At 38.9% G+C, this 12,553-nt stretch carries 9 protein-coding genes; 2 read left to right on the forward strand and 7 right to left on the reverse strand.

Annotated features, from left to right (window positions below):
* Nucleotides 1-25 precede the first annotated feature (25 nt).
* Nucleotides 26-604: an FKBP-type peptidyl-prolyl cis-trans isomerase gene (locus HMPREF9456_RS01360; RefSeq protein ID WP_006841651.1), complete on the forward strand. Its 579-nt coding sequence runs from the start codon at nucleotides 26-28 to the stop codon at nucleotides 602-604.
* Between the two features lie 50 nt (nucleotides 605-654).
* Here HMPREF9456_RS01360 and HMPREF9456_RS01365 read toward each other — a convergent pair whose 3' ends face one another.
* From HMPREF9456_RS01365 to HMPREF9456_RS01395, 7 genes are all read right to left on the reverse strand, one after another.
* Complete coding sequence (locus tag HMPREF9456_RS01365; protein WP_006841652.1) at nucleotides 655-1,866, reverse strand: cofactor-independent phosphoglycerate mutase; 1,212 nt, start codon at nucleotides 1,864-1,866, stop codon at nucleotides 655-657.
* 83 nt (nucleotides 1,867-1,949) lie between these two features.
* The gene (thrA, locus tag HMPREF9456_RS01370) at nucleotides 1,950-4,391 is read right to left on the reverse strand and encodes a bifunctional aspartate kinase/homoserine dehydrogenase I (protein ID WP_006841653.1); all 2,442 of its coding nucleotides are present in this window, start codon (nucleotides 4,389-4,391) and stop codon (nucleotides 1,950-1,952) included.
* Nucleotides 4,392-4,405: 14 nt separating this feature from the next.
* Nucleotides 4,406-5,944: a S41 family peptidase gene (locus tag HMPREF9456_RS01375; RefSeq protein ID WP_006841654.1), complete on the reverse strand. Its 1,539-nt coding sequence runs from the start codon at nucleotides 5,942-5,944 to the stop codon at nucleotides 4,406-4,408.
* Nucleotides 5,945-6,024: 80 nt separating this feature from the next.
* Nucleotides 6,025-6,633 (reverse strand): L-threonylcarbamoyladenylate synthase, encoded by a 609-nt coding sequence (locus HMPREF9456_RS01380; protein ID WP_006841655.1) that lies wholly within the window; start codon nucleotides 6,631-6,633, stop codon nucleotides 6,025-6,027.
* 107 nt (nucleotides 6,634-6,740) lie between these two features.
* The gene (locus tag HMPREF9456_RS01385; RefSeq protein ID WP_006841656.1) at nucleotides 6,741-7,559 is read right to left on the reverse strand and encodes an enoyl-ACP reductase FabI; all 819 of its coding nucleotides are present in this window, start codon (nucleotides 7,557-7,559) and stop codon (nucleotides 6,741-6,743) included.
* A 129-nt stretch (nucleotides 7,560-7,688) separates the two neighbouring features.
* The gene (locus HMPREF9456_RS01390; protein WP_006841657.1) at nucleotides 7,689-8,084 is read right to left on the reverse strand and encodes a Dabb family protein; all 396 of its coding nucleotides are present in this window, start codon (nucleotides 8,082-8,084) and stop codon (nucleotides 7,689-7,691) included.
* 56 nt (nucleotides 8,085-8,140) lie between these two features.
* Nucleotides 8,141-9,952 carry a YgiQ family radical SAM protein gene (locus tag HMPREF9456_RS01395; RefSeq protein WP_006841658.1) on the reverse strand — a complete coding sequence of 604 codons (1,812 nt, stop codon included), beginning with the start codon at nucleotides 9,950-9,952 and terminating at the stop codon, nucleotides 8,141-8,143.
* A gap of 251 nt (nucleotides 9,953-10,203) precedes the next feature.
* Here HMPREF9456_RS01395 and tamL point away from each other — a divergent pair, with 251 nt between their 5' ends.
* Complete coding sequence (gene tamL, locus HMPREF9456_RS01400; protein WP_006841659.1) at nucleotides 10,204-12,516, forward strand: translocation and assembly module lipoprotein TamL; 2,313 nt, start codon at nucleotides 10,204-10,206, stop codon at nucleotides 12,514-12,516.
* Nucleotides 12,517-12,553 lie beyond the last annotated feature (37 nt).

Below are 12,553 nucleotides of genomic sequence, written 5' to 3' on the forward strand. Positions count from 1 at the left end.
CGATTGTAACCCATATAATGAATATATGAATAGAAGAATTTTAATATTAGCTGTTTTATTTGGTGTTCTCATCTCTTTCGGCTCATGCGTGAATGATGACGATGACAGCACTGTAAGTCAAGAATGGAAAACATATAATGAACAGCAGGTAAGAGATGCCTCTTCTTCAGGATATACAGCCCGCCCTTCGCAAAGTGGTAATGGAAGTGTATATTGGAAATCGATAACTGATTTCGTTCCCGGAGATGAACCTTCAATAGATCGGTATGCTATTTTTACGGATAGTGTTTCTGTAAGATATGAAGGTTGGTTTTTCCGCTTGGACGATACTAAATATACATTTGATAGTACCGAAGGTGACAAAAATGGAATAGTACTTAGGACTAGAGTGAATGGTGGGTTAATTGATGGATTTGCTACCATGCTTCAGAATATGAAAATAGATGAACAAGCCGAGGTTTGTATTCCTTACTTACTTGGTTATGGAACTGTAGGATCATATAGCAGTGGAGTGCAGGTAATACCCGGATATACAACACTTTGGTTTAAGATCAAACTTGTGAATATCTATGATGAAGTTAAAAAAGAATGGATAAAGAAATAAGTCTATTCAAAAAATAATAGCAAAGGAGAAGGTTCAACCTTCTCCTTTTTTCATTTATCGCTAAATAATGTTTCCATAAATTCTTTCCCTCGTATCAATCCGTATGCTCCCTTCGGAGATTCAAACTCATCGTAAACTTGTACACTGTCAGCTTCTCCGTTGGAACGGTATATGATGAACGGTATAGGCTTATTTGTATGAGTTTTTATAGCACATGGGGTAGGGTGGTCAGGTAAAATAGCAATTGTTAGAGGTTCGTCCCAATCTTTTGTTGCTTCATATATTGTTTTTACAACACGATTGTCAAGATATTCGATTGTTTTAGTTTTCAGTTCATAATCTCCTTCATGTCCTGCCTCGTCACTCGCTTCTATGTGGAGATATACGAAATCGTCTTTTTTAAGGGCTTCTATCGCAGCTTGCGCCTTTCCTTCATAGTTGGTGTCGTACAACCCCGTTGCTCCTTCTACGTGGATTAATTTCAGTCCTGCATATACACCAATACCCATGATTAAGTCTACAGCAGAAATCACCGATCCACTTTTGATTCCAAACAGTTCTTGCAATGTTTGCATCTGCGGGCGGTACCCCGGAGACCATGGCCAAATACTATTTGCAGGATCCTTGCCCTCTGCAATGCGCTTCTTGTTTACCGGATGGTCTTTGAGCAGTTCCTGAGATTTTATAATGAGCTGATTCAGATAGTCGGCTGTTTCTTGTGCTTCTGTCGTTTCTGCTTTTATTAGAACCTCCTTATACGGTGTTCCTGTAACATCGTGGGGAGCAGTACAATCGAGATTCTTATTTCCGCCTTTTAGTTTTAAAAGGTGGCGGTATGAAACTCCCGGATAGAAGCTTACTTTACCATCGTTTAGTTCTTTATCTAAGAAAAGAATCAATTCTTTGGCTTCTTCACTTGAAATATGTCCCGCTGAATGATTCTTTATTTTACCATCTTCTATACAGATCAGATTGCATCGCATAGCCATCTCTCCGGGAAGTATATCCACCCCCATGCTTGCTGCTTCGAGTGAACCTCTTCCTTCAAATACTTTGGGAACATCGTATCCCAGTACCGATAGGTTGGCTATCTCACTGCCGGGTTTGAAGCCTGCCGGGATTGTATCCAGTTCTCCACTTTTCCCTTTAGCCGCCAGCATATCTATATATGGTTTTTTTGCAGCTTGTAACGGAGTCTTACCTCCGAGTTCGGCAATAGGCTCATCAGCAGCACCGTCTGCTAGAATTATAATTGTTTTCATTTAGGGTCTCCTTTCCTTCCCCTATTGTCGTAATGGGGGAGTTAGTTATGTTATAAGTTTAAATAAAATCTTGCTATTTGAAGTTACCTCACATTTGCAATGCTGATAATATCAGAGAATACCCCTGCTGCCGTGACACTTGCTCCTGCACCATATCCTTTTATTATCATCGGATACTCGTTATATCTTTCGGTCGTTATTTGTATGATGTTGTTGCTGCCTTCCAAATCGTAGAATGGATGGTTTTGCCCAACTTCCTGAAGCCCGACTTCACAGTGTCCGTTCTCGTATTTGGCAACAAATCGCAAATGCTTGTGTTCGTTTTCGAGCTTTTTGCGCCTTTCTTCAAACTCGGCATCCTGATTTCTGATCGTAGCCCAGAATTCTTCTATTGTACCGTCAAAATACTCTTGAGGTATGAATAGGTTCTTCTTAACTTCTGTTTGTTCTACTCGGTAGCCAGCCTCGCGGGTTAAGATAACGAGTTTTCGTATTACATCCATACCGCTGAGATCGATACGAGGGTCCGGCTCTGAGAAGCCGCATTCCTTAGCCATATAGATTGCCTTGCTGAAAGGTATATCGGCACTGATTGTGTTGAATATATAATTGAGTGTTCCCGAGAGTACAGCTTCTATTTTTACTATTTTATCTCCTGAGTTTACAAGAGAGTTCATCGTATTGATTACAGGAAGACCTGCACCTACATTTGTCTCGAAAAGGAATTTAATGTTTCTTTCGCGTGCCGTATTCTTTAGCTTTATGTAATTGTCATAAGCCGAAGATGCAGCCACTTTGTTGGCTGTAACCACAGAAATACTATGCGAAAGAAGATCTCCGTATATCTGGGCAACGGTTTCGCTGGCAGTACAGTCTACAAATACAGCGTTGAATATATTCATGTTGAGGATTTCGTCTCTTAGAATTTCCGGAGAGCTTGGTATTCCCTTTTCGTCCAGTTCTTCTTTGTACTTATTCAGGTTAATCCCTTCACGACAAAATAAAGCTTTCTTTCCCCGGGCAATACCCACCACATTCAGCTTGAGGCTGTATTGCTCTATCAGCTTCGGTTGTTGCTGCCTAATTTGTTCAATCAAATTTCCTCCAACTGTACCAATGCCGACAATAAAGAGATTGAGTACCTTATAGTCGGACAAGAAAAACGAGTCGTGAATAGAGTTTAAAGCCTTCCTCAGATATTTATTCTTAATAACAAAAGATATATTTACCTCCGATGCACCCTGAGCACAAGCAATAACGCTAATACCGCTCTTCCCTAATGTTTCGAATAGCCGGCCGGCAATTCCCGGAGTATACTTCATATTTTCGCCAACAATAGCTACTGTAGCAAGGTCTGTCTCCAGTTGTACACGGTTGATACTTCCCAATGCAATTTCTTTGGCAAACTCTTCTTCGAGAACATGTACTGCCAGTTCGGAGTCGGCAGTGCGTACACCAATAGACGTGCTATTTTCGGATGATGCCTGCGATACTAAGAAAACACTGATGCCGTTATTTGCCAAAGCCCTGAATATTCGGTAGTTTACACCGATAATACCTACCATTCCGAGTCCAAGAACTGTTATCAGGCATGTGTCGGATATAGATGATATACCTTTTATCATCGCCTTTCCTTTTTTTATATCTCCGTCGTGAGAAATATAAGTACCGGGAGCTTCGGGCTTAAAAGTATTTTTTATACGAATAGGTATATTCTTGTGATAGACAGGGAAAATCGTTGGCGGATAGATTATTTTTGCTCCGAAATTACAAAGTTCTGTCGCTTCGGTAAATGTTAGGTTCTCTATCACATGAGCACCATTAATTACCTTCGGGTCGGCAGACATAAAGCCGTCCACATCAGACCATATCTCTAATATATTAGCATCGAGTGCTGAAGCAAATATGGCAGCAGTATAATCTGACCCTCCACGACCCAGATTAGTGATCTCTCCTGTTGTTTTGCAGGTGGATATATATCCTGCAACAAGAATCCTTTTGGATGAGTTGTCGAAAGCATCTCTTATCAATTTGCTTGACAATTCGATATCGGGTATATGTTTTCCGAAGGAGGAATCTGTTTTTATTAATTGTGTGACATCTAGAAAGTCAAGATCGGAGAATGCAACGCTTATTATCAGCGACGACAAGCGTTCGCCATAGCTCACTATCTTATCCGATGTTTTTGCCGAAAGGTCGTTTATAAGAAATACTCCCTTGAATATATTACTCAACTCTTCCAATAGTTTATTCACATCCGCCTCTAATGAGGGGCGAGCTTCTTCCGGAATATCTAGCTTACTGACTACAGTAATATGCTGCTCGATAATTTCACGAAACTCTCGTTCGTAAGAATAATCACCGGCTGCAGCCAGATTGGATATGAGCAACAATTTATCTGTGATTCCTTTAAAAGCAGAGACAACCACAACTATAGGCTCTTCTATTGTCCCTATTATCTTTTTTACATTCGCTATATTCGTAGCGGAACCTACGGATGTTCCGCCAAACTTCATTACTTTCATTCGCTATTATGGTCTTATTTACTTTTGTTTAGAGTTGAGAACTTATCTTGGTCTATTATAATTCGTTGAAGATGTTCATTATGGCTAAGTTTAGGAACTCTAATGGCTCCTTGACTAGATTTCACAGTTTTTGCTGCTTTCTTCACGCGAGAAGTTCCCGTTGTTATTTGTGCAATTGCCTCCCCAAGGAGTGGCTCCGCAGTATCTCCCAATTCAGAGAGTCCGCCTCGCCATTCTGATAGAAGAGGACACTGAGTTTCAACTCTATTTCCGTTGTCATCTTCATAATAAGCAGATTGCATTGTATATCCTTCCTCCCATTCCGAAATCTCAGAATCAGGTGTTAGTCCATTAATATAATCACCTTTCCCATTTGCATCAGTAAGTCTGGAAATTAGAGGCTGTAGTTGCCATTTAATTTTTGAATTATCTGATTTCACTGTCATAGATGCTTTATCTTTACCTACTGTTGTTTTTCCAATTTGGAAAACTGTCATGTAAGGTTTTAAGCCATGTATAATCAACTCGCTGGCTGAAGCCGTATATTCAGTAGCAATCACGTATAGACGACTAAGGCTCAGTTGCGGAATAGATGTGCTAGTGCCATATACTTTATCCAGAAAATACTCATTAAGGACATCATTACCATATTTTTTTACTATAGAGTCTTGGAAATGAGTGTTGTATTTTTCTTTTGCAAATATATTACTGGTTTTTCTGTTTGGAACTAAAGCACTGGCTAGATCCATAGCAGAGGTAAGATATCCTCCGGGATTGTAGCGAAGATCAAGCACAAAGTCTGTTATTCCTTGACTGTTTAATGATCGAATGCTTTCAATTAGTTCGATGTCATATTCGTAGTTGTTTTCGTCACTTTCATCAGCACTTCTTTCAAATCCGTTATACATCAAATATCCTATTTTAGTTCCGGGTATAACTTTACTTATGAATATTGGTGATTTTTTAGACTCTGCTGCCTGAAATGTTTCCAGCTTCACTTTTTCACCTTTATTATTATATATCCACAGGGAAAGTGATGTGTTTTCTTTCAGGATAGTTGAATAATTATCGTAGTTTACATCTGTATCATTCACTTTGTATATTACCTGACCTCTTTTTAATCCCTTGCTTTCAGCTACAGACCCCTCATTTACATAGAGGACAAAAAGACCGATAGATGTATTTTTGGAGCTAGAGGTCGCAAAATAATTCATTGGTATATATTCAAATCCTAGATTTGCATCAGCATATAATGCCTTTGTTTTTTTAGAAGTGTCTTCCTCTATCCATGAAAAACGGTCACCATCAACCTTTCCATAATTATAGAGTATGCCATAAAAGAAATTTTCAGGGTCTTGCGTGTAGTCGGGTGATGAAGGCAAGTTTGTATTCCATAGGTACAAACTTTTCATCTTGTTGTAAGCCCACTGGTTTGTGAGTTCGTTATCGGTTAATTCTTTGGGAGGAGTAATCGGATCTTCCTCTTCCTTATCTCTACATGCATCGAAAGATAATAGAATTATTGCTAATAAAAATATGCTTTTTGCTTTCATAAATGACAAAATAGTTAGCCTTGGGTGGATTTTTGTCCTCGAAAGGCAGAATTTTACAAATGTATGTATTTAATGGTTTCTCACAAAATTAATTCACCCTTCCCCTGACGAATTATTTCCGGCTCATCGCTTGTACAATCTACGACTGTAGAGCCTTCTATACCTCCAAATCCGCCATCGATAACGATATCTACCTTGTCTTGATATTTCTCGTAAATGAGTTCGGGGTCGGTCGTATATTCAACCACTTCATCTTCGTCTTTCACCGAAGTGGTAAGTATCGGGTTTCCTAGATTGCGAACAAGCTCTCTTATTATGTTGTTGTCAGGAATACGTATCCCCACCGTTTTTTTGTTTTTATATATCTTCGGTAGTGATGATGTTGTATTAAGTATAAACGTAAAAGGGCCCGGTAAATTTTTCTTCATCAGTTTAAATATTGCATTATCTACTTTTGCATATTCGCTGATGTTGCTTAAATCATAGCAAATGATAGAAAGATTACTCTTTGCCGGATTTATATCCTTCATCTTGCATATCTCTTCCACTGCACGTACATTGAGTGCATCACAGCCGATAGCATAAACTGTGTCGGTAGGATATATAATTAGTCCGCCATCTTGCAAAACAGATACAACCCTGTCAATTTCTTTCTGATTGGGGTTTTGTTCGTATAATTTTATAAGCATGTCATCCTTTATATTTTTTATTAAAATCAAAAGTAATGATTAATATGAAAAAACGGCCCATAAATAATTATTTATGGGCCGCTCGTCTATTTTATTGTTTTATCTGCTTATTTCTTCTCGATATAATCTTCAACAATTGCCTGAGTTAGACCCATATTAGAAAATCCTCCGTCGTGGAACAAGTTTTGCATCGTTACCATACGCGTCAAATCAGAGAACATGACAATACAGTAGTCGGCACAAGATTCTGCACTGGCATTTCCAAGAGGAGACATTTTTTCTGCAAAGTCGAAAAATGCATCCATTCCGCCAATACCTTGTCCGGCAGTAGTTAAAGTAGGCGACTGTGAAATTGTATTCACACGTACCTTCTTATCACGACCATATATATAACCAAAGCTGCGACCGAATGACTCAAGCAATGCTTTTGCGTCTGCCATATCGTTGTATCCGGTAAATGTACGTTGTGCAGCAATGTGAGTAAGGGCAACAACGGAACCACCTTCTGCAATTGCATCCAGTTTTTTCGCTACCTGCATCATTTTGTGGAAAGAGATAGCTGAAATATCCAATGTTTTATCTAAAAATCCATAATCAAGGTCATCGTACTGTCTTCCTTTACGGAGGTTGAGCGACATACCAATTGAGTGAAGTACAAAATCAATTTTTCCGCCAAGGGCTTCCATAGACTGAACAAAGACTTGCTCAAGATCTTCTACGCTAGTTGCATCAGCAGCAATAACCTTAGCATTCAGCTTTTCGCTCAAAGCCTTGGTCTCACCCATTCTTACAGCTATAGGAGTGTTTGACAATGTTATGATTGCACCTTGTTCTACAGCTTTCTCAGCTACTTTCCAAGCAATAGACTTCTCGTTTAATGCGCCGAAGACAATTCCTCTTTTGCCTTTTAATAAATTGTTACTCATGTTTATATCTATTTATTGATTATTAGCTACTTATAAAAATACGACGATAGCTTATAATAGTTTATCGCACAAAAATAGTAAAAATGTGCAATAGTAAAGCTAGAATCCATCTAAATTTACATGCACGCCTTATTTATAATTCTCCAGATCGATCTCCATAAAGTCTGAAACCTCTGTTTCCCACCTCTCTTTTACAAATTTTACATGTTCAGGATTATCGTTATATGTTTTATATGCTGTAGAATCGGCAAATTCCATATAAAAACAGAAGTTGAAATTCGTCTTTTTACTGACCTGACGGAATACCTGGAAATTTTTTACTTCGGGTATGGCTGTTAATCTCTCTTTGCCTTCTTCCAGAAATTTAGCTGTTTTAGGGTCATCCAACTCGTGTTTAAGATTAAAAACAACTACGTGTCTGATATTCGTATTCGTGCTTTCGGCTTCCTTCTTTTCTTGTTTACTCTTATCGGAGCAAGCATATAGAGGGAGGAATAGTAAAATGAGCAGAATTAAGTTTTTCATAAGCGGAGTGTTTAATAATTTAAGATATTACTAAAGTAAATAATTCTATGTAGGTTTTAGTACAATCTTTTTAAAAGATCTTCTCTTTTCAATCTCTTTAATTCCTTTATGATTTGTGGACGGTAACCTTTATCATACCAAAAGAAGAATTGACGTTGTGCCAATTTTTGTTCTTTTGTCCGTGCTGTATATACTTTTTCCAGCGTATATGGATGATAGCCTGTATAGTATATCTCTGTAGCCACAGTCATAGGAGATGGGGTGAAATCCTGTATCTGTTCCAGTTTGAACCCCAAAGGTTTGGTAGCAACAGCCAACTCAGCCATGTCTATCTCTGTACACCCGGGGTGTGAAGATATAAAATAAGGGATAAGCTGTTGTTTGAGTCCCGACTCTTTGTTTATTTTCTCAAATATTTTCTGAAAAGTGTAAAATTGCTCGAAGCTAGGCTTGCGCATATAACTGAGCACTTTGTCGGATGTATGCTCCGGAGCAACTTTAAGGCGTCCTGATACGTGATTTACAATTAGCTCTTTGATGTACTCTTCAGATATCTTATTCAGTCTGTCATCTTCATTCCGATGCAGTAGCATATCGTAACGTACTCCGCTGCCAATAAATGATTTCTTTATCTTAGGTATTTTATCTACAGCCTTGTATATATCCAAGAGGTGAGAATGGTCTACATTCAAATTCTTACATATTTTGGGATGAATACATGATGGGCGTTTACATTTCGCACAGATGTTTTCATCTTTCCCTTTCATCTTATACATATTGGCCGAAGGTCCTCCAAGATCACTTAGGTAACCTTTGAAATCGGGCATGTCCGTTATTTCTTTTACCTCTTTCAGTATAGACTCTTTAGATCGTGAAGCGATAAACTTACCCTGATGTGCTGATATGGTACAAAATGCACAGCCTCCAAAACATCCGCGGTGCATATTGACCGAGAATTTTATCATCTCGAAAGCCGGAATTGTCTTTCCCTTGTATTTGGGATGGGGTAGGCGTGTATATGGAAGATCAAACGATGCGTCCATCTCTTTTTCCGACATCGGAGGGTAGGGTGGGTTGATAATGACAGACTGCTCACCATATTTTTGAATGATGCGGGAAGCATTTATCATATTCGATTGCTCTTCTACAATTTTGAAGTTTTTTGCTTGATTCAGCTTTTCTGATAAGCATTCTTCGTGTGAAAAAAGATAGATATCCTTTTCCTCTCCATCCGTCGTTTTGTTCGACAGATAAGCGGTTTGTGGAATGTATTTGAGGTCTTTTATCGATTTTCCGCTCTTTAGTTCTCTGATTATAGTTCTCAGAGGTAGCTCTCCCATTCCATACACCAACAGGTCGGCTTTGGAATCTACTAATATTGACTTATGAAGTTTATCGTCCCAATAATCATAATGTGTTACCCGGCGCAGTGATGCTTCTATCCCTCCTAGAAGGACAGGGGTATCGGGGAAAATCTCTTTTAGAATATTGGTGTATACAATCGAAGGTCTATCTGGCCGCATGTCAGCTCTGCCATCAGGTGTATAAGCATCATCAGACCGTAGCCGTTTGTTTGCAGTATAATGATTGATCATCGAGTCCATCGCTCCGGCTGTTACTCCGAAGAAAAGGCGAGGCTTACCCAATTTTTTAAAATCACGCAAATCGTCCCGCCAGTTAGGTTGGGGTACGATTGCCACTTTTAGCCCCTCGGCTTCGAGAATGCGGCCGATCACAGCAGCTCCAAAAGAGGGGTGATCTATATATGCATCTCCCGAGAAAAGGATAACGTCAAGTTCATCCCATCCTCTGAGGTCAATCTCTTTTTTTGTTGTAGGTAACCAGTCAGTAAGACGATATTCTTTCATAATCAGATGCAAAGGTATTGTTTTTTTATAGTTGAGGTATTTTTAAGAATGATTCTTAACATTTTATTTATTCATCTTTATATCCCAGATAGCTTTATTTTCATTTTCTTGAAGAAAGGGAAATTGTCATCAAAAGACCGTGATTCTTTTGGCTTTTATTATAGATAACATGGTCACAATAAATGAAATTTAGTATTTTAATGTTATCTATTTATTAAACATTATATCTTTGTTGTATGTTAATATTTGTAATGAAAAAAGTTTTATCTATATCATTTATCCTTGTTTTAATTCTTACGGCATGTTCTACTACCAAAAACATTCCGGACGGAAGTTATTTGTTGGATGATTTTACCATAAAGCATGATACAAAAAATGCAACTTCAGACTTGGAAGATTTTGTTCGCCAACAACCAAACACAACGCTGCCCCTTCTGGGAAAGGTAACCCTAAAAATCTACAACATAGCAGGAAGTGATTCTTCATGGATAAATAGGAATATCCGTAAATTAGGAGCACCTCCTGTAATATATAGCTCGGGGCAAACGTGGCAATCGAGAAACCAACTTCTTAAACAGTTGACTAACCAAGGATATTTGAATGCCGAGGCAGATACGATATTGAAGATAAAAGGGAAGAAGATATCTGTAACGTACGACCTTAAAGGAGGTAAACCCTATACTGTGCGTGACTATAAATATACGCTTAGCGATACCACAATGACTCGCATTTTGACACGTATCCCGATGAAACCTTACATAACGGCTGGGGATATGTTTGACATGGAGCTTCTTGAGGAGGAAAGACAAAGAGTGAATAGCATAATGCGAAATGTGGGTTACTATAACTTTTCGAAAGAATATCTATATTTCAAAGTGGATTCTACACTCAACTCACATCAGGTGGATTTATTTCTGGATGTGTACCCTGCAAAAGATAGTTTGCCTTACCCCCGTTATAAAATAAACAATGTAACGATAATATCCGGCTTGAATTCAACTGCTGATGCAAGAGGGCAAAATGATGGGTTGGTGAGTGCAAACAGATGGTTTTTCAGGAATGCAGATACTGTGGACTATAAAGGAATAAAAATTATAAGGGGACGAAATAAATTTCTACGAAGCTCTACTATTGTTCGAAATAATTATCTGCGTAAAGGAAGCTACTTTTCAGACATGGCTCTGAATGGCACATACGAAGCATATACCAAAATGGGAGCAATAAAGCAGGCGAATATATCTGTATCTCCATCTCCGCAAGATAGCACCCATTTGCTGGATGCAACGATAGTCCTACTACCGGCTAATGCCCATTGGTTTAAGGCTGGACTTGACGGCACTAATTCGGCAGGAGATATTGGTATTGCGCCAAGTATAACATATCAACACCAGAATCTTTTTAATGGAGGGGAGCAGTTCAATATAAAGCTGAAAGGAGCCTATGAATTTATTGCCGGCAAGGAGAAGAATGACTTGTTGAATCAAAACTTCTACGAGTATGGGATAGAGACCGGACTTACTTTTCCTATGTTCTTATTCCCTTGGTTGAAAAAGAGTTGGAGAGAACAGCCCTCCGCTTCTACCAGAGTTTCCGTTGGTCTTACCAATCAGCATCGTAAGGAATATACACGTCAGTTTTTCAATACCTCATTGAACTATGGTTGGTCTACATACAAAAATAGATTGCGGCACACTCTTGATCTGTTTGATATTAACTTCATGCGGATGCCTAGTATGTCTGACGATTTTAAAAAGTATCTTGACGATGACAAGAATGCTTTGCTACGAGAGAGCTATCGAGATCAGCTCGTTTCACGCATGGCATATAGCATTACGCTGGTGAATGCACGGCGATTGAATGCACTTTATCCGACATATGCTATCCGCAGTTCTATTGAATTTGCGGGAGGGTTGCCTCGATTTGTTACCACTCTGAATGGAGCAAAAGTTGATCAGGAAACAGGGCAGAAAAAGATATTGGGTGTTGCATACGCCGAATATATAAAAGGTAGTGTAGAATATTCCCGAACTTTTTATTTCTCAAAAATACATTCATTGGCTTATCGTGTCGGGCTCGGTTTAGCTCACCCTTACGGTAATTCGGATGTTTTGCCTTTCGAAAGGAGATTTTTTGCCGGTGGAGCAAATAGTATCAGAGGGTGGAGTACCCGATCTCTTGGCCCGGGATCTTATAGACGTGCTGAAAAAACAGAGAGTGATTTTGTAAATCAGACAGGAGATATGAAGCTGGAGTTTAGTATAGAAAATAGATATAAGCTGACTCCTCTTTTCGAGTTTGCTCAGTTTATTGATGCCGGTAATGTTTGGACTTTAAAGAATTATGAAACTCAACCCGGAGGGCAATTCCAGTTCAAGAATTTTTATAAAGAAATTGCGGTTTCGTACGGATTGGGTATTCGCTTAGATTTGAGTTTTCTGCTATTGCGTTTCGATGCAGGGATGAAAGCTTATGATCCGGGGCTTTTACAGTCTGAACGATTTGTGTTGTTCAAGCCACGATTAAACCGTATGGCATGGCATTTTGGTATAGGATATCCTTTCTAAATAATACGTATAAAACAACAAAGCCAATCGTAACGGA

The sequence above is a fragment of the Dysgonomonas mossii DSM 22836 genome (assembly GCF_000213575.1).
GTDB lineage: Bacteria > Bacteroidota > Bacteroidia > Bacteroidales > Dysgonomonadaceae > Dysgonomonas > Dysgonomonas mossii.

Bases quoted from the DNA above. Each gene is read 5' to 3' on its own strand.
- HMPREF9456_RS01360 (WP_006841651.1), top strand. From the start codon at position 26: ATGAATAGAAGAATTTTAATATTAGCTGTTTTATTTGGTGTTCTCATC.
- HMPREF9456_RS01365 (WP_006841652.1), bottom strand. From the start codon at position 1,866: ATGAAAACAATTATAATTCTAGCAGACGGTGCTGCTGATGAGCCTATT.
- thrA (WP_006841653.1), bottom strand. From the start codon at position 4,391: ATGAAAGTAATGAAGTTTGGCGGAACATCCGTAGGTTCCGCTACGAAT.
- HMPREF9456_RS01375 (WP_006841654.1), bottom strand. From the start codon at position 5,944: ATGAAAGCAAAAAGCATATTTTTATTAGCAATAATTCTATTATCTTTC.
- HMPREF9456_RS01380 (WP_006841655.1), bottom strand. From the start codon at position 6,633: ATGCTTATAAAATTATACGAACAAAACCCCAATCAGAAAGAAATTGAC.
- HMPREF9456_RS01385 (WP_006841656.1), bottom strand. From the start codon at position 7,559: ATGAGTAACAATTTATTAAAAGGCAAAAGAGGAATTGTCTTCGGCGCA.
- HMPREF9456_RS01390 (WP_006841657.1), bottom strand. From the start codon at position 8,084: ATGAAAAACTTAATTCTGCTCATTTTACTATTCCTCCCTCTATATGCT.
- HMPREF9456_RS01395 (WP_006841658.1), bottom strand. From the start codon at position 9,952: ATGAAAGAATATCGTCTTACTGACTGGTTACCTACAACAAAAAAAGAG.
- tamL (WP_006841659.1), top strand. From the start codon at position 10,204: ATGAAAAAAGTTTTATCTATATCATTTATCCTTGTTTTAATTCTTACG.